The sequence below is a fragment of the Enterovibrio paralichthyis genome, from assembly GCF_019209835.1.
GTDB lineage: Bacteria > Pseudomonadota > Gammaproteobacteria > Enterobacterales > Vibrionaceae > Enterovibrio > Enterovibrio paralichthyis.
Window position 1 is genome coordinate 1 of sequence record NZ_JAHUTS010000020.1, and the last position, 17,640, is coordinate 17,640.

Below are 17,640 nucleotides of genomic sequence, written 5' to 3' on the forward strand. Positions count from 1 at the left end.
CGCGAGGGTAAGGGCTGTGGTCAATTGCAAAATAAAAGGCTCTAAGTATGGGGACTTAGAGCCTTTATAAGCCATCTGTTGGATCGTTCAACCGATCATTTATCTCTTAACTGATCGGCATTAGGGCATGTCCCCCCTTGATAACCACCCAATCCCACTTAGTAGGCGTCGCTGACCTCACTATCCAGAGTCTGATATCACGGGGAATACCATGAAAACTGTTCGCTTAACCGTTGCAGAAGCACTGGCCAAATATCTGGCCGCTCAAATGATCGAAATAGAAGGAAAAAAAGAGCAATTATTTGGTGCGGCCTTTGCGATTTTTGGTCATGGCAACGTCACTTGCTTTGGGCAGCAACTGAAAAACATTGAAGACAAAATTCCAACCTGGCGTGGACAGAATGAGCAGTCCATGGCAACCGCTGCCATCGCATACGCAAAAGCGAACCAGCGCCGCCGCATTGCTATCGCCACGTCTTCCATCGGCCCTGGCGCAACCAACATGGTGACGGCAGCAGGTATTGCACACACCAACCGCCTGCCAGTACTGCTGATCTCCGGTGATGCTTATGTCAGCCGTCTGCCTGACCCAGTGCTGCAGCAGCCTGAGAACTTCTACGACCCATCGATTACCTGTAACGATGCGTTCAAACCGCTGACCCGTTACTGGGATCGCATCGTGTCACCGACGCAGCTTATGCACACCTTGCCACAAGCGATCGACACCATGCTGGATCCTGAAACCTGCGGCCCTGCGTTTATTGGCCTGCCACAGGATATCCAGGGTGTGGCTTATGATTTCCCTGAAATCTTCTTCGAAGAAAAAATTCACCGTGTACGCCGTCCAGAGCCTGAAATGGCCGATCTGGAAGATGCCAAAGCTGTACTGCTTGGCGCGAAGAAACCGCTGATCATTTCTGGTGGTGGTGTGCATTACTCGCTGGCGACCGACGAACTGGCTGCCTTTGCGAAAAAACACAATATCCCTGTGGTTGAAACCATCGCAGGCCGCGCCACCATGCTGCAGGACAACCCACTGAACGCGGGCCCAATCGGTGTGACCGGCTCGGATTCTGCCAACTACATGGCAGCCCATGCGGATGTGGTGCTGGCTATCGGTACCCGCTTGCAGGATTTCACCACTGGCTCTTGGTCTGTGTTCAAGAACACAGACATGAAACTGGTGACCATCAACACCGCCCGTTTTGATGCCATAAAACACCGCGCAGTGCCAGTGAAAGCCGATGCGCAGCGCGCGCTGCTGGGGCTGTCAGCGCTGCTGGGCGACTGGCGTGGCGACGATGAGTGGGCGCAAACAGCAAAAGTACAGGCCGACGAGTGGAAAGCGCTGGTTCACCGCCGCACCCATCCACAACCGGGCGACCTGCTGCCGGGCACCTCTTCCTACGCGGAAGTGATTGGCAAGCTGAACAAATCCATGGCACCGGGCGACACCGTTTTGACTGCCGCGGGTGGTCTGCCAGCTGAGCTCGCGATGAACTGGCAAAACTACCAGATCGGCAAGTTCGACATCGAATTCGGTTTCTCCTGCATGGGTTATGAAATCGCCGGTGGCTGGGGCGCGAAAATCGCCAACCCGGACAACGACGTGGTGGTGCTGGTGGGCGACGGTTCCTACCTGATCCAGAACTCTGACGTCTACTCATCCGTGCTGAGCGGCAACAAGATGATTGTGGTGGTGTGTGATAACGGCGGTTTCGCGGTCATCAACAAACTGCAAAACAACACAGGTAACGAGTCGTTCAACAACCTGCTCGAAGACTGCCGCCGCCCAGACGGTGAAGTCGCCCGCGTCGACTTCGCCAAACATGCCGAAGCGCAAGGCGCGATCAGCGAGAAGCTGAGCTCGATTGACGAATTTGACGCTGCATTCCAGCGCGCAAAAGAAGCCGACCGTACCTACGTCATCGTGGTGGACATTGACCCTGTCTCTCCGGCGGCCTGGTCGAAATGTGATTGCTGGTGGGAAGTGGGTCTGCCACAAGTCACCCGCAATGAGCACACTGCCCAGAAAGCGGCAGAGTGGGAAGAAGGCCGTGCGACCCAGCGTCGTGGCGTGTAACCAACAGCATTCAAATCCAATTTAAAACACTTTGTGATGGGTTTTCGCTGAAAGCCCTTTAAGGAGCCTTACATGTTTAATGAAGAACGTCGTTTTGAACAACCTCTGCGCTGGGCAATGGTCGGTGGCGGTCGTGGCAGCCAGATTGGTTACTCTCACCGCAATGCGGCACTGCGTGACGGCTTGTTCCAACTGGTCGCTGGCGCGTTTGACCTGAATGCAGACCGCTGTCGTGAGTTCGGCATCAACCTGGGTCTGGATGCAGACCGCTGCTACGCCAACTACAAAGAGATGTTCGAGAAAGAAGCGCAGCGTCCGGACGGCATCCAGGCTGTGTCTATCGCCACACCAAACTCCACCCACTACGAAATCTGTAAAGCGGCGCTGGAAGCCAACCTGCACGTGGTGTGTGAAAAGCCAATTACCTTCACCACCGAAGAAGCGGAAGAGCTGAAAAGATTGTCTGCGGAGCGTAACCGCGTGATCGGCGTGATGTACGGCTACTCCGGTTTCCCAATGGTGCAGCAGGCACGTGAGATGGTGAAACGTGGTGATTTGGGTGAAATCCGCGTGGTGAACATGCAGTTCGCACACGGCTTCCACAACGAAGAATACGAGAAAAACGACCCAGGTCTGAAATGGCGTGTGAGCCCTGAAGTCTCAGGTCCAACTTACGTGCTGGGCGATATCGGTACCCACGCTTTCTATCTGTGTGAAGTGATGACAGGTCTGGAAGTGTCCCGTCTGTCCTGCATGCGTCAAAGCTTTATCCCTTCACGCGCACCGCTGGAAGATAACGCCCACGTCATGATGCAGTTTGAAGGTGGCGCAGTCGGCACCCTGTGGGCATCGGCGGTGAACGCTGGCTCTATGCACCAGCAGAAAATCCGCATTGTGGGTTCTAAAGCCTCTATCGAATGGTGGGATGAGTTCCCGAACCAGCTTCGCTACGAAGTGCAGGGCGAGCCACCACGCATTCTGGATCGCGGCATGGGTTACCTGTACCAGGATGCACCGGGCGTGGCAGCAAACCGCGTCGGCGGCGGCCATGCAGAAGGTTACTTCGAGTCATGGGCAAACCTGTACCACCGTTTTGCACTGGCATTTGATGCGGCTAACCGCGATGACCAGCAGGCGCTGGCGGAAATCTGGTTCCCGGGTATCGATGCGGGTATCGAAGGCGTCCGTCTGTGTGAGAAGTGTGTAGAGTCCGCTGACCAAAACGCGGCTTGGGTTGAATACAAGTAAAAGGGCAAGACGATGACAAACATTGCGCTACAACAAAATAGACCATTGGATGCCATCGTTTTAGGACGCGCGGGCGTAGATCTCTACGCCCGTGAATCCCAAACCGACATGGCAGACATCACTGGCTTCAACAAATTTGTCGGTGGTTCGGCGGCGAACATTGCCGTGGCGATCAACAAGCTTGGCGGCAAAGTCGGCTTTATCGGCTGTGTGGCGGAAGATGCCTTCGGCGATTACGTCAAACGCTACATGTCAGGCTTGGGCATTAACCTGGATGGCATGAAAACCGATGCCTCCGGCTCCCGCACTTCCGTGGCTTTCACGGAAATGAAGCCGAAAGATTGCACCGTGCTGATTTACCGCAACAACGCTTCTGACCTGACGATCACGCCAGAATCGATCAGCCCGAAATACATTGCCAGCGCCAAAGTGCTGGTGGTGACAGGGACGGCGCTTTCCGCCAGTCCAAGCCGTGAAGCCACGCTTCTGGCTATGCAACATGCACGTCGCAGCAACACCCGCGTGGTGCTGGATGTGGATTACCGCCCTTATTCATGGCGCACCGATGTCGATGCGTCAATCTACTACGGCATCGCTGCCAGCCTGGCAGACATCGTGATCGGTAACCGCGAAGAGTTCGACATGATGGAAACCGTGATTGCCCCTGGCAATACCAACGATGATGAAACCGCAGCCCGTTTCCTTGGTGGAAACACTCAGGTGGTGGTTATCAAAGCCGGTGAGCTGGGTTCTAAAGTCTACTGCCAGGACGGCCACAAGTTCGAGCAAGGCATCTTCCGCGTAGAAGCCAACAAGCCATTCGGCTCGGGCGACTCGTTTGCGGGCGGCCTGATTTGGACGCTCACCCACGGTGGTTCACTGGAAGAAGGCGTGCGTAACGGCACAGCGGCAGCGGCGATTAACGTCAGTGGTCACAGCTGCACCGAGGCCATGCCAACTAAAGAACAATTGTTCGATTTTATAGAAGTTCGTAGCTAGCGCGCCCCCGTCGGAATACCGACAGCGGCGGACTTGGCTTCCCGGGCCAGTACGCACTTGAAAGGACATTCATTGCAACGCGTACACACCATCGTGGCCCGGTATTTTATTCAGCGTAAAGAAATGGAAAGCAATCTGCCCGGATGAGAGGCCGGGCATTGAGGAGTAAAACATGGGTAAACATATTCCCCCGTATGACAACAAGAACGAAGCGATTATTGGCGTAAACGATGAAGTGACCCCACTGTGTTACTTCAACCAGGTTCATCTCAAGCAAGGCGAAACGTTCGGGCACGAAGTGGAAGGCTACGAAACCGTGATCGTTCTTGCCGGGGGAACATGTGCCATCACAGTCACGAAGGACGGTGTGAGCGAGACGTTCGACAACATCGGCCAGCGTAAATCGGTGTGGGAAGGTAACCCAGAAGCGGTATATGTACCGGTCGGCCATGCGGCCACCATCACCTGCGTCAGCGACAATGCCGACATCATGATCGCCGGCGGCAAGTTCGACGTGTCGCTAACCCCATTCTGTGTGCGTCAAGATAACGTGGATATCGTCCAGTACGGCTCTGACGACACCAAAACCCACCGCAAGATCAAGCATGTTCTCGGCCAATCGAATGCTGACCAGCGCGGCCGCCTGCTGGTGAGTGAACTCTTTACTGTGGGCGCGGGCGGTTGGTCTGGTTTCCCGCCCCACAAGCACGATGAAGACAGGGTAAAAGAAGACGGCAGCAGAGAAACCCTTTACGAGGAAGTTTACCAGTTCCGCTTTAACCCAGATTTCGGCTTCGGTGCCCAGTTCCTGTATGAGCATGAAGATGACTTTGGCCCTGTGTACCACGTGCGTACGGGATCGGTTATCGCTATCGACAAAGGCTATCACCCCAGCGTGGCAGCGCCGGGATACGAGATGTACTACTTCACCATTATCGTGGGTAAAACATCCAAATCACTGGTTCAGCACTTTGACCCGCACCACGAGTATCAGGTCGAGACCATCCCCGGTATCAAAGACATGATTGCCAAGTTCAAATAGGAGAAGGGAAGATGCTAGTAAACCTCAATGCGTTATTGCCCGACGCGGCAGCGTCCAGCTACTCTGTGCCTTGCTTCAATGTCTTTGGTTATGAAGATGCGCTGGCGGTGGTGACCGCAGCGGAAGAAACCAACCGCCCGGTTATCCTGGCCTGCAATAAGGATGTGGTGGACTTCTACGGTGTGGAAACCGCGGCCGCCATGTTCCTGAACCTGGCGCAGAATGCGAGCGTGCCTGTGGTACTGCACCTTGACCACACCTACGAAGAAGAGATTGTCTTCCGTGCCTTGAAAGCCGGTTTCAGTTCAGTGATGTTCGACGGCTCCCAATTGCCGTTGGAAGACAATATTGCCCGCACGCGCGCCGTGGTGAAAGTGGCCCATGCGCTGGGCGCGTCAGTGGAAGGGGAAATTGGTTCTGTGCCTTATGAGGAAGGGCGAGATCACATCAAATCTATCTACACCGAACCGGAAGAAGCGGCGCGTTTTGCTGAAGAGAGTGGAGTGGATTGTGTGGCGGTTTCCGTCGGCAATGTGCATCGCCTGACCGCACCAACCAGCACCATTGACTTTGCGCGTCTGGATCGCATTGCCGGTCTGGTAGAGGTTCCTCTGGTGATCCACGGTACCAGCGGCATCCGCGATGAAGACATGATGGAATTGAAGCGCACCCGCGTCTCCAAGTTCAATATTGGTACCTGTCTGCGTCAGGCGCTGGGCAACTCCCTGCGCGAAAACATGCAGTCAGAGCCAAACAAGTTCGACCGCATCTATTTCATGCAAAAAGCCATCGAGGCCGTGAAGCAGGAAGCGATCCGCAACATCAAATTATTGTCGTAAACGCGCTGTAATACGCGAAAATGGCTGAATGGCGACTGTTTGCTTGCTTTACAATGTGATAGTGAAGTATATCAGCCAGTCGCCAGTGACTGAGCGCCCGTTGAAAGAGTGAATACCCATGGATATCAATACGTCCCCTCCTGCCGATTTAGATACCTTGCGCGAAACGATTGTGAAGCGCTATGACAGCCTGAGCAGCCGTCTGCAACAAGTCGCGGATTTTGTCGGTGACCAGCCGATGACGGTTGCGGTTGAGAACATGGCGAATATCGCCAAACAAGCCGGGGTGCCACTTTCCACACTCAGCCGCTTTTCCAATGCGTTCGGTTTCGATGGTTTTTCGTCCATGCAGTCACTGTTTAAAGAGCAGTACCTGACAAGGCCGCGGGACTACAAAGAGCGTATTCGTAAAGCCCGTGAAAACCACGATATCGCTCAGGATTCGCCGCAGGCGATTTTCCATGATTTCGGGATGGCCAATATCGAATCGATGGAGCGCATGCAGTGCTCGGTTTCGCCTTCCAAGCTCGAACGTGCCGTCGCCTTGATGAACGATGCCGATACCATTTATATCCAGGGCACCCGTCGCGCTTATCCGGTGGCGTTCTACCTTTGGTATGCGCTGATGAAGTCGGATAAAAACGTGGTCTTACTCGACGATCACGGTGGCATGCTGACGCCGCTGACAAAACGCATGAAGCCCAACGATCTGCTGTTTGCCATTACCTATGCACCATACGCGGCTGAAACCAGTGATATCGTTGAATATGCCTGTAAAAACAATATTCCCACCGTGTGCATTACCGACAACCAAATGGCACCGCACTGCGGATCAATGGAAGTGTGCTTTGAAGTACAGGAAGGTGAGCTGATGGGATTCCGTTCCCTGAGCAGCTCCATGTACCTCGCCCAATCCCTCGCAGTTGCGCTTATTTCCTATGAGATGAAATAGTTAAGCAGCCATTCACAAACAAACAGAATGCCAATAAAAAGCGCCTCAATCGAGGCGTTTTTGCTTATTTCGGGGGGAGTCATGCCCTCAGGAAGGGGTGTTGCGCTTAAGCGATAAGCTGACGCTAATCAGTAAAATCAAAGGGTCGCATCAGCGGCCCTTTTTGCTGTCTTTTGGAAGCACTTGGAATTTTGGTTCCTTCCCATTTCCAAGGGGAAGGTTAGGATGTGGCAAAACCCCCATCTAACTTCCCCCTTGAAAATGGGGAAGGACTTAGAGCCAAAGAGCCAAACCATCTAGAGACAAGAGACATCAGCGTTCTCTTGAAATAAAAAATCCACGGTTTTTGCCGTGGATTTTGGTCTTAGCCTTTCGGCTCAAATTTATGCTTTAGAATATAAGCAGGGCGCGCCTTCCGGGCGTGTTTTGAAGCGACGGTGCAGCCACATATATTGCTCCGGTGCCGCCATGATCAATTTTTCAATCAGCTTGTTGGTGTAAACCGCAGCTGAATGCTCACACTCTTTCGGGTAGCCCTCTTGAGGCGGCAAGATTGTCAGCGTGTAGTGGCCTTTCTTATCCCGAACCATGGTATACGGGACAATCGCACAATCAGAGGCATTTACCAGCAAACTGGTTCCTGTGGTTGTGCAGGCTTGCTCTACCGCAAACAAAGGGGCAAAGGTAGAACGACGCAGGCCATAGTCATGGTCAGGCGCATACAAAACCCGTGCGCCGGACTTCAACGCCTTAATCATGCCTTTCACGTCTTTCCTGTCGATTAACGTTCTGTTGGAACGCGAGCGCCCTTTGTACTGAAAGTAATCAAAACACGGGTTGTTGTTGGGTCTGTAGACGCCACTTCCTGATTTTTTAATGCCGAAAGCGCGCGCGCTAAGCTCAATATGCAGCGAGTGAATCGCCAGCATCAGCGCGCCTTGACCGGTTTTTTCCAGCGCATCCAAATGCTCCATACCAACGACGGTAACGTGTTTGCACACACGGGCATCAGACCAGAACCAGGCCATTGCAGTTTCAAATAATGCGATGCCTGAGTTGTCGATATTCTCTTTAACAAAGGCGTCTTTCTCTTCTTCGCTCATGTCAGGGAAGCAAAGAGTGAGGTTGCGACGGATGGTGTGGACTCGTTTTTCCATTCGTCCAAGCACCAAACGGCCAAAGACCTTGCCTAACGCCATTTGACATCTCAACGGCAGTAAGCTGAGCAAATACATGATGGCTATCAATAGCAATGTCATCCAGTATCTAGGAAGAAGGAAATGTAACCTGAAAGAAGGGGTATTGTTTGCCATGCAGTATGTAGTAAACCGAATAAAAAGGGTGCGGATTGTATTAGTAAAACATCGAGAGCAAAAGGATTAGTCGCACCTATGTTTGCAATGGGGGAAACAATGCGTGGCAGGCAGTATTTTCATGATGTTGTGCTGACATTTCTGACATAGGGTTAACGTGTTGAACTCAACGGAGTGTGATGCGGATTGATGAGCTTGAGTTCGCGCACTTTAAATAAAAAATCCACGGGTTTCCCCGTGGATTTTTCGTTATAGCGCGTTATTAACGATAACTGAACTGACCATGTCCGCTTGAGAATACCCAGCGGTTGCCGTTAGACCAGAACACCTCAGGCTGCTGAACACATTGTCCACCAGCGTTTACAAAACCTGCGCCATACCACTCGCCACCACGAGTTAATGCACACAAGTTAGCATCGCTATCCGGGAGCGCTTTTACGCGTTCGCCTACTTGCTCGCGGTTATTGAGTGACAGCCATTCAAACTGGTTTAGTGGTGAAAGCACTGGGCGTTCTCCTTCGCTGTCTCGAACTGTGATGTCATCACCGCCCGAACATTGGAAGTCACCGTTGCCTAAGTCTTCAACGAAACCGTGCAGTATTTTTTGAGTGCCGTTAACTGTCATTTGCAGACGACATAGGTACGGGTAGTCATTTCCCACGCGTAAGGTTGCCAGTGCTCTTTTATCTAACTTGCTAAGTTTTTCGGGTGAGAAGCTCTCGCTGTGCGCAAACCATCCGCTAGGTAATGCAGATTCAAAGTCGCTGTAACCATATTCTTGGCCGATGATAACAGGACCCACTAAATCCGCTACGGCTGGATTACGCGGTGTGACTAGCGTATCCAATGTGCTTTCTTCTCCTGAACTTGACGAACAGCTTATCGTCAGACGTTCAGGGTGGTGGTCGCCCGCAATATTAAGATGGAACTTGTTACTTTCATTGGCGTTATAGCGAGAGCTTGCCAGCGCGATGTGTTGTTCAGAACCATCTTCAAAGTCGATAGTGAGACGGCACTGCTTCTGAGACTCAAGCTGATATTGAATAACACCACCTTGATGGGATGCGTATGTCCAGTTCGCACCGTTAGTATGTTTCACACCATCGATTTGACGGCATTTACCACCATCAATAAAGCCCGCACCATCATGACTTGTGCCAGATTTATCCAGGCTACACAGAGCTTTCTCGCCGAGCGCTTCGGTCGGGCGATAGGTCACATTGCCTAACAGTTCGCCTTTGCTGGCAAGCAATTGATAATTCAAGACCTGAGAGATTGGCAGTTCGCGTTTTCCATTTACCGACCAGTACATTTCTGGAGTGGTGCGACAAACGTTATTTGCGCTGTCTTCAAAGCCGACAAAGTTAGCTTGTTCGCCATTGGCGTTGGTGTAGCTGAACTGACAAAGAGGAAGCGACTCACCATCCACTTTGAGTGTTTGCCAAACGCTGCTGAAACGATCAGCGCTACTCAGGTCATTGATGTGTTGCCATCCCTCGAGTTGTGTGTTGACTACCGTCGGCTCTGGCAAGGAGTGCAAATTACCGTAGTTAGAATAGATAAGTGGGTAAATCTGGCTCGCATGCTGCTCTGCTGGGTCATAGAAGCCCAGAACCGTAATTACCGGCACGCCTTTTTCCAGCGGTTTGGCAAAGTTGGTTTCAACTTCAACGTATTGCTGCGCTTGGTGGTCCCAGCGCGAGTAACCGGTACTGCTGTTCATATCCAGGTTGTTGGATTTGTTAAACCAGTCTTGAGTGATGCGTGCACCTTTAGGGTGCTCCAACGTGTAGTAGCTAATCAAGCCTGTACGCTGATTCTCTCCTCCCGCCATCGCATCCAACATGAACGGGTATTCGCCCGCAAATGGCTCAACCGCATCTTCCTGACCTTGTGGAACTGTGGTTACCGTAGGTGCTTTCTTCCAGCGCAGGCTGCCGATAAAGCGGTTGTAACGCGCATCCCAACCCCAACCGGATTCCATATCATGGATCGAAGACCAGCTTGGGTAGTGGCTACGGCCAAAGTTGTGTGCTAGCTCGTGTGACCACTCGTTACCTCGGGTGTTGTCCAGGGTCACAATACCTCCGCCGCCACTGCCGCCGTGCTGAACCATTTTGGTTGAAATGATGCCGGTTTCTTTGTCTTTCGCCAGATAAACACCACGGCTGTTGTGTGCCGTAATGTGGCTGAATGGTCGCGGCCAGCTGGTATTGCTCCCGGCGGTATCTGTCACACCGAAGTTGGCGTTGTTGATACCGACAGAAAAGAGGCGTTTACCGATAAACTCTCGCATGTCACCGCCAAGCCAGCCAGGGTTTTCATCTTCACTGGCTTTGGTGTAGATCTTACCGTTTGGCAGGGTGATTTTTTTCAGATGCACCGGCGTGTAGTCCGCCATGATCATCTTGGAGACCGGGATTTTCTGGAAGTAGTCCGTCGCCAGCTCAGCCATGTTATCAATCATGTAGTAGCGATCGCGCGGCTCAACCAACATGCCGATATCGATGTTCTGGATGATCATTTCCGGTGCACCACCAAATACCAGCATGTCGCTGGTCAGGTCACCTTCACGGCCTTGGTTATCGCTGAAACGCAGAGACAGGCCCGGTTTCATCCATTCCCAGCTCAGTGGGAAGCTCCAAGCATGGTGTGAGTAAACCACTTTCGGGCGGCCATTGTCAGGCTGGTCAGTGTCTGCCAAAGCACTTGGTGGTGTCATGGCAAAGCGACCCATGCTGACGCCGTCTACTTCAACATCAACCCACAGTTGGTTAACGTTGCGTTGTGACGGGGTCACCAGCAGTTGTGCTTCACGGGACACCACTAGGTTTGGATGGCTCAACTCGTCGTTGCCGTAGCCACTGACGCTGGTGTGGGTTTGCGCGAAGTTAACGTGCGCGCGCAGGTTGCCCGCCAGGTGGTTTTCTGCCTGACGGCTGTCGTTAAAGCCTAAACGCGACGGCAAAGTGGTGAAGGAGAATGTTTCTTTGTCGCAATCCAGCATATTGCAGGCGGTCAGCTCAACCTCATAGGTCGTCGCTGGTTCAAGATCACCAATATAGAAGCCTGAAGACATCGCTTTGTAGTTGAAGGTGATTGGTGATTCACCTTCAGGGCGCACAGTCAGCGCAATGTTGTACTCGGTTTCGCCGCTGTCGTCGTTCCATGCCAGTTGCACACCAACGTCAGACAGTGAAGCTGCCTGAAGCTCAGTGATGTTTGGCTGACTCAGCGAACCACAATCTGAGGTGACGGTTTGCAATACGCGCTCGCTTTCCCAGATAAAGCTGCCGTCTGGACGCTGTGAACCACGTGCTGCAGGGATGTATTGGAAGAAACAACCGGTTTCATCTGGGTTCAGCACGCCATTTTCGCGGTTGATCAGGAAGAAACCGCCGCGTTCAGACAAAAATTCCCAATCATTGCTGACAAATGGGAATGCAGTTGTGTATCTGCCATCTGCATTGTTGAGTGGAAAACGTGGGTAGTTTTCGTGGTTCAGTGAATAGGTTTTACCTTGATAGTTGAGGTAGCGGTCACCGTCTTTTTCAAAGGTGTTGTTTTCATCCATCGCCAGTTGCTGCATCACTTGCAGTTGGGCTTGGATTTGGCTGCTCATGTCTGACAATGTTGTGTTGTCAGCCAAAACTGACTGGCTAAACAGCGCGGAGCTGATCAGCACCGCCAAAGGCGATATTTTCATAGGTTACCCTTGTCTATATGGTTGAATTTTAGACGTTATTTCAGGGTTATTTTGATGTGTGTCGCAATAATAAGAACCTATGAAAATGCTATTTAGCGATCTTGATGCAGAAATATTTGTTCATTTGGTGATTTTGTTGCCAGTTTATTAGGCAATTGGTTATTAAAAAATCAGGATTACAAAGAGGTACAAGTAACCAAAAGAAAAAAGAGGCAACCCAAAGGCTGCCTCTATTGCTGATTTTAGGGTGAGGGGTTAGCGGGTTTTCCCCAGCTTCATCCAAGTGTCCACCACGGTGTCTGGATTGAGGGAAACAGAGCTGATGCCCTGATCCATCAGCCACTGCGCGAGGTCGTCATGGTCTGATGGTCCCTGACCACAGATACCGACGTATTTGCCTGCGCGCGTCGCTGCATCAATCGCCATCTTCAGCATGGCTTTGACCGCAGGGTTACGCTCATCAAACAGGTGCGCAACGTCACCCGAATCACGGTCAAGGCCGAGGGTTAGCTGGGTCATGTCGTTGGAGCCGATGGAGAATCCGTCGAAGTACTTGAGGAAATCATCCGCCAGTACGGCATTCGACGGCAGCTCGCACATCATGATGACTTTCAGTCCTTGCTCGCCGCGGCGTAAGTTGAACTTCGCCAGCAGGTCGCTCACTTCTGCCGCTTCACCCGTTGTGCGGACAAACGGGATCATCACTTCAACGTTTTTCAGCCCCATTTCGTTGCGCACACGCTTAATTGCCTGCGTTTCCAGTTCGAAGCAATCTTCAAACACCGGGGAGATGTAGCGGGAAGCACCACGGAAGCCCAGCATCGGGTTTTCTTCGTGTGGCTCAAACGCCTTACCGCCCAGCAGGTTGCTGTATTCGTTCGATTTAAAATCGGACATACGCACAATCACGCGCTTCGGCCAGAAAGCCGCTGCAATGGTGGCGATCCCTTCAGTCAGTTTGCTGACATAGAAATCGACCGGATCCTTGTAACCACGAATGCGCTCTTGGATAGCCGCCTGCAACAACTCGTCCTGCTGATCAAAATTCAGCAGCGCTTTCGGGTGGATGCCGATCATCTTGTTGATGATAAATTCCAGACGCGCCAGCCCGACACCTTCGTTCGGGATTTGGGCGAAGTCGAACGCGCGGTCAGGGTTACCGACGTTCATCATCACTTTGGTTGGCAGCATCGGAAGTTCATCGACGGCAGTCTGGCGCACTTCAAAGTCTAGCTTGCCTTCGTAGACATACCCGGTTTCGCCTTCTGCGCAGGAAACGGTGACTTCCGCGCCGTCGGTCAGGCTGCTGGTGGCATCACCACAACCGACAATGGCGGGAATACCCAGCTCACGGGCGATAATTGCTGCGTGACAGGTACGGCCGCCGCGGTTGGTGACAATCGCAGAGGCTTTTTTCATTACCGGTTCCCAGTCCGGGTCGGTCATGTCTGTGACCAGCACATCGCCTTCCTGCACCAGTGACATTTCATCCAGCGATGCCACCAAACGCACAGGGCCATTGCCGATACGCTGACCAATGGCACGGCCTTCGACCAGCACACCGGCTTTGCTGCTCAGCTCATAACGTTCAATGACATTGGATTGTTTTTGCGAACACACGGTTTCCGGACGCGCCTGCACGATGTAGAGCTTGCCGTCGATACCGTCTTTCGCCCACTCAATGTCCATCGGACGCTGGTAATGTTTCTCGATGATCATTGCCTGCTTAGCCAGTTCAGCAATTTCTTCATCATTAAGAGAGAACTGGTTGCGCTCTTCGTCTGAGGTATCGACGATTTCCACCTGCTTGCCGATCACCTGGCTGTCGGCGTAAATCATCTTGATCAGTTTGGATCCAAAGGTGCGCTTGACGATCGCAGGGTGACCGGCTTCCAGCAGGGGTTTGTGCACATAGAACTCGTCAGGGTTTACTGCGCCCTGAACCACCATTTCACCCAGACCCCAGGCAGAGGTAATAAACACCACCTGATCGAAACCGGATTCGGTATCCAGGGTGAACATTACGCCGGATGAGGCCTGATCCGAACGCACCATGCGCTGGATACCAGCAGAAAGGGAAATACCACGGTGGTCAAAACCCTGGTGAACGCGGTAGGAAATGGCGCGGTCATTAAACAGGGAGGCAAAAACATGCTTGGTGGCTTCCAGCACGGCATCAATGCCTTTTACATTGAGGAAGGTTTCTTGCTGACCGGCGAAAGAGGCGTCTGGCAAATCTTCCGCGGTGGCTGAGGAACGCACAGCCACAGACAACGCATCGTTGCCGTCGACCAGTTTTTCATAGTTTTCTCGGATATCCTGTTCCAAATCCGCCGGGAAGGGGGCATCAAGCACCCATTGGCGGATAGTGGAACCGGCTTTACGTAGGGCTTCAACATCTTCAATATCCAGTTCGTCGAGCACCGTATGAATGCGGTCATCCAGCCCTTCGTAGTCAAGGAACTGGTTAAACGCATAAGAGGTGGTCGCAAACCCGTTTGGCACCGAAACGCCCGCGTTAGCGAGGTTGGAAACCATTTCGCCAAGGGAGGCATTTTTCCCGCCTACCTTGTCGACATCTTCCATGGACAGGGTATCGAACCAGAGTGTGTTCTTTTGCATGTCTATCTCCAGAAACATTGCAGCTTTACATTTTTGATTTGGCAGCTAGAACGTCACACGCTTATCTCGAAAAGTGTCAAAGCTGTGGCAACGTTAATAGCTTGCTGGGTGTTGTTATTGTTATGTTGGTAATCGTAATCAAATTTGATGGAAACCTTAACTACTGATGCAAAGTGAACTTCAAAGTCGAGACGTCTTCTATGTTTCGGATGGGACAGCCATCACATGTGAAACATTGGGCCATGTTGTACTGGGGCAGTTTTCCTTTCTCCCGAACGAAAAAACCTTTCCGTTTGTGGAAACGGACGACAAGCTCGATGACCTGCTCAAACACATCCAGCACTCCTACGAAAAGCATGGGATTAAGCCACTGGTGTTTTTTTCGCTGGTGATCCCGCACATGCGTGAACGTATGCTGCAAGCGCCGGCACACTGTTACGACGTGCTGGAAAGCATTGTCCAGCGTGTTGCCGAAGACACCCAGATGGCGCCGACCCCCAAACTCCAGCGTTCACGCAGTGTGAGCAAAGACTCGGATACCTATTTCAACCGTATCTCCGCCATTGAATACACTTTGGCGCACGATGATGGCATTTCGCTGAAAGATCTCAACAGTGCCGATATCATCCTGCTCGGGGTTTCCCGCAGTGGAAAAACGCCGACCAGCCTGTATATGGCGATGCAGTTTGGCCTTCGCGTGGTCAATTACCCCTTTATCGCCGAAGACATGAAAATGCTTCGCCTGCTGCCGGAATTTGAGTTCCATCGCCATAAGCTGTTTGGCCTGACCATCGAACCGGAGCGGCTGACACAAATCCGTGAAAACCGCCTTTCTGGCAGTGAATACGCCAGCAGCGAACAGTGCGAGCAGGAGGTGGCGACGATTGAAGCTTTGTTCCGCCGCGAGGCGATCCCGTACATCAACACATCGTCACTGTCTGTCGAAGAAATCACAACCCGAATTTTTGAAAGAACTGGCCTGAAGCGGCGTCTCGTGTAGCGTTATCAAAGATAAAAAAGGAGCGGCACAAAGCCGCTCTTTTCTTCAAGGTTTCAACATCAGTGCGTCGGTCATTTTCAGCCCGTAAATCGCCAGCATGCCCAGCGCACCGGCAAACAGCAGGTAGTAGATTGTCGGCAACACGGTTTTACGCAGGGTTGCACCTTCACGCCCCAACAGGCCAACCGTTGCAGATGCGGCGACCACGTTATGGATAGCAATCATGTTACCTGCCGCAGCACCTACCGCCTGCAGCGCCACAATCACCACACTTGAGATGGTCAGGGTCTGTGCCACTTCAAACTGGAACTGGCTGAACATCATGTTCGATACCGTGTTGGAGCCAGCAATGAAGGCTCCCAGCGCTCCGATTGCTGCGCTCAGCATCGGGAAGGCATCACCTACCAGACCTGAGGCAAAATTGGCGGTGGTGACGGGCATACTCGCCAGATCGGCGCCATTCACACCAGAGTTAATGAAAATCCGCACCATTGGGATGGTAAACACCAGCACGAAGCCTGCGCCAATCAGGGTTTTGGTGGATTCCCCCAAAGCCTTCGCCATGGGTTTGATGCTCCGCGCTTGCGCAAATGTGGCGATAAGCGCAACAAAAACCAGAATACCGCCGGGCAGGTAAAGGGGTTGGATGGACGTGCTGACCCCTTCTTCACCCAGAATGTTGGCGAAAGAGAGATTGACGCCAAGGAGCATGGATTTGAAATCGGCACTCACACGGCTGGCAACCAGGATCACCGCGAGCAGAACATAAGGCGCCCATGCCAGAACCAGACTCAGCGGCTTGTCCTTGGCTTCGCTCAAATCCATTTTCAGTGAGCCCAGCCATTCAACCGGCCATTCATTTTCCGCCGGGAAATCCCACTTGGTTTTCGGCACCAGAAAGCCTTTCTTCGCCGCAGTCACGACCAGCGCCAGACCAATCAGGCCGCCAATCAATGAAGGGAATTCAGGGCCAAGGAATACGCCGGTGAGGGCGTAAGGCACGGTGAAGGCAATACCGGCAAAAAGCGCAAAGGGGAAGATGTCCAAGCCTTCGGTCCAGCTTTTGTTTTTGCCAAAGAAACGGGTCAGCATCATCGCCATCAGTACAGGCATAAGCACACCCACGGTGGCATGGATAATCGCCACGCTAGAGGTGATGTGCTGTAGGTAGGCATCCCAGTTTGAGCCATTGGCAATCAATGCTTCGCCGATGTTGTGGGTATCCAGTCCTTTGTTCACGCCAACGATAATCGGCGTACCGACCGCGCCAAAGGAAACAGGCGTGGATTGGATCATCATGCCCATCAACACCGCCGCCATTGCAGGGAAACCAATGGCGACCAGCAGTGGGGCGGCAATCGCGGCGGGGGTGCCAAACCCTGATGCACCTTCGATAAAGGAACCAAAACACCACGCGATGATAATGGCCTGAACCCGACGGTCTGGTGAGATATTGGTAAAGCCGTTACGGATAGTGGTGATAGCGCCGGTATGCTTTAGGGTGTTAAGCAGGAATATCGCACCAAACACAATCCAGAGCACAGCGACGGTAATGCCAAGCCCTTGAAGGATTGACGCAACAACGCGGTTGGTGGACATATCCCACAAACCAATGGCAATGGCGACGGTTAAACCAAAGGCGACAGGCATGGCTTTCTTGGCAGGCCAGTTAAGGCCGACGAGTAAAATAGCGGCCACCACGATAGGCGCGAAGGCGGCGAGTGCAAGTAGGGTGTCATTCATTCAGAACTTCCTTTTCCGTGAGCGGAACAGCATGTCAGTGACAGACTCTGCGAGGGCAGGTAGTCAGCGACTTGGCTAGCGCTATCCATGTAG

General features: G+C 52.6%; 11 protein-coding genes. 7 read left to right on the forward strand and 4 right to left on the reverse strand.

Annotated elements, in window-relative coordinates; translation table 11 throughout:
* The first annotated feature begins 211 nt into the window (after positions 1-211).
* The 6 genes from iolD to KU854_RS18700 all read left to right on the forward strand — a co-directional run bounded on the left by iolD (position 212) and on the right by KU854_RS18700 (position 7,163).
* A complete protein-coding gene (gene iolD / locus KU854_RS18675; protein WP_218359887.1) occupies positions 212-2,083 on the forward strand; it encodes a 3D-(3,5/4)-trihydroxycyclohexane-1,2-dione acylhydrolase (decyclizing) in 1,872 nt (623 codons plus the stop codon).
* Between the two features lie 72 nt (positions 2,084-2,155).
* A complete protein-coding gene (locus tag KU854_RS18680) occupies positions 2,156-3,331 on the forward strand; it encodes a Gfo/Idh/MocA family protein (protein ID WP_218359888.1) in 1,176 nt (391 codons plus the stop codon).
* A 12-nt stretch (positions 3,332-3,343) separates the two neighbouring features.
* Positions 3,344-4,330 carry a 5-dehydro-2-deoxygluconokinase gene (gene iolC, locus KU854_RS18685; protein WP_218359889.1) on the forward strand — a complete coding sequence of 329 codons (987 nt, stop codon included), beginning with the start codon at positions 3,344-3,346 and terminating at the stop codon, positions 4,328-4,330.
* A 172-nt stretch (positions 4,331-4,502) separates the two neighbouring features.
* Entirely contained in the window at positions 4,503-5,372 is an 870-nt protein-coding gene (locus KU854_RS18690) for a 5-deoxy-glucuronate isomerase (protein ID WP_218359890.1), read from the forward strand.
* Positions 5,373-5,383: 11 nt separating this feature from the next.
* Positions 5,384-6,211: a class II fructose-bisphosphate aldolase gene (locus tag KU854_RS18695; RefSeq protein ID WP_218359891.1), complete on the forward strand. Its 828-nt coding sequence runs from the start codon at positions 5,384-5,386 to the stop codon at positions 6,209-6,211.
* Between the two features lie 118 nt (positions 6,212-6,329).
* The gene (locus tag KU854_RS18700; protein ID WP_218359892.1) at positions 6,330-7,163 is read left to right on the forward strand and encodes a MurR/RpiR family transcriptional regulator; all 834 of its coding nucleotides are present in this window, start codon (positions 6,330-6,332) and stop codon (positions 7,161-7,163) included.
* A 383-nt stretch (positions 7,164-7,546) separates the two neighbouring features.
* Here the strand turns inward: KU854_RS18700 and lpxL are convergent, their stop codons facing one another.
* From lpxL to ppsA, 3 genes are all read right to left on the reverse strand, one after another.
* Positions 7,547-8,476, reverse strand: coding sequence for an LpxL/LpxP family Kdo(2)-lipid IV(A) lauroyl/palmitoleoyl acyltransferase (gene lpxL, locus KU854_RS18705; protein ID WP_218359893.1), 930 nt, complete (start codon positions 8,474-8,476; stop codon positions 7,547-7,549).
* Positions 8,477-8,738: 262 nt separating this feature from the next.
* Complete coding sequence (locus KU854_RS18710; protein WP_218359894.1) at positions 8,739-12,182, reverse strand: M66 family metalloprotease; 3,444 nt, start codon at positions 12,180-12,182, stop codon at positions 8,739-8,741.
* A gap of 255 nt (positions 12,183-12,437) precedes the next feature.
* Complete coding sequence (ppsA, locus tag KU854_RS18715; RefSeq protein WP_218359895.1) at positions 12,438-14,804, reverse strand: phosphoenolpyruvate synthase; 2,367 nt, start codon at positions 14,802-14,804, stop codon at positions 12,438-12,440.
* A gap of 166 nt (positions 14,805-14,970) precedes the next feature.
* On the opposite strand from ppsA, the gene ppsR reads away from it, so the two are divergent.
* Entirely contained in the window at positions 14,971-15,804 is an 834-nt protein-coding gene (gene ppsR / locus KU854_RS18720) for a posphoenolpyruvate synthetase regulatory kinase/phosphorylase PpsR (protein WP_054778846.1), read from the forward strand.
* Between the two features lie 45 nt (positions 15,805-15,849).
* Here the strand turns inward: ppsR and KU854_RS18725 are convergent, their stop codons facing one another.
* Positions 15,850-17,547 (reverse strand): L-lactate permease, encoded by a 1,698-nt coding sequence (locus KU854_RS18725; RefSeq protein ID WP_218359896.1) that lies wholly within the window; start codon positions 17,545-17,547, stop codon positions 15,850-15,852.
* Positions 17,548-17,640 lie beyond the last annotated feature (93 nt).

Excerpts from the sequence above, each read along its gene's own strand:
- KU854_RS18690 (WP_218359890.1), top strand. The coding sequence starts at position 4,503 with ATGGGTAAACATATTCCCCCGTATGACAACAAGAACGAAGCGATTATT.
- KU854_RS18710 (WP_218359894.1), bottom strand. The coding sequence starts at position 12,182 with ATGAAAATATCGCCTTTGGCGGTGCTGATCAGCTCCGCGCTGTTTAGC.
- iolD (WP_218359887.1), top strand. The coding sequence starts at position 212 with ATGAAAACTGTTCGCTTAACCGTTGCAGAAGCACTGGCCAAATATCTG.
- iolC (WP_218359889.1), top strand. The coding sequence starts at position 3,344 with ATGACAAACATTGCGCTACAACAAAATAGACCATTGGATGCCATCGTT.
- ppsA (WP_218359895.1), bottom strand. The coding sequence starts at position 14,804 with ATGCAAAAGAACACACTCTGGTTCGATACCCTGTCCATGGAAGATGTC.
- KU854_RS18725 (WP_218359896.1), bottom strand. The coding sequence starts at position 17,547 with ATGAATGACACCCTACTTGCACTCGCCGCCTTCGCGCCTATCGTGGTG.
- KU854_RS18700 (WP_218359892.1), top strand. The coding sequence starts at position 6,330 with ATGGATATCAATACGTCCCCTCCTGCCGATTTAGATACCTTGCGCGAA.
- KU854_RS18695 (WP_218359891.1), top strand. The coding sequence starts at position 5,384 with ATGCTAGTAAACCTCAATGCGTTATTGCCCGACGCGGCAGCGTCCAGC.
- ppsR (WP_054778846.1), top strand. The coding sequence starts at position 14,971 with ATGCAAAGTGAACTTCAAAGTCGAGACGTCTTCTATGTTTCGGATGGG.
- KU854_RS18680 (WP_218359888.1), top strand. The coding sequence starts at position 2,156 with ATGTTTAATGAAGAACGTCGTTTTGAACAACCTCTGCGCTGGGCAATG.
- lpxL (WP_218359893.1), bottom strand. The coding sequence starts at position 8,476 with ATGGCAAACAATACCCCTTCTTTCAGGTTACATTTCCTTCTTCCTAGA.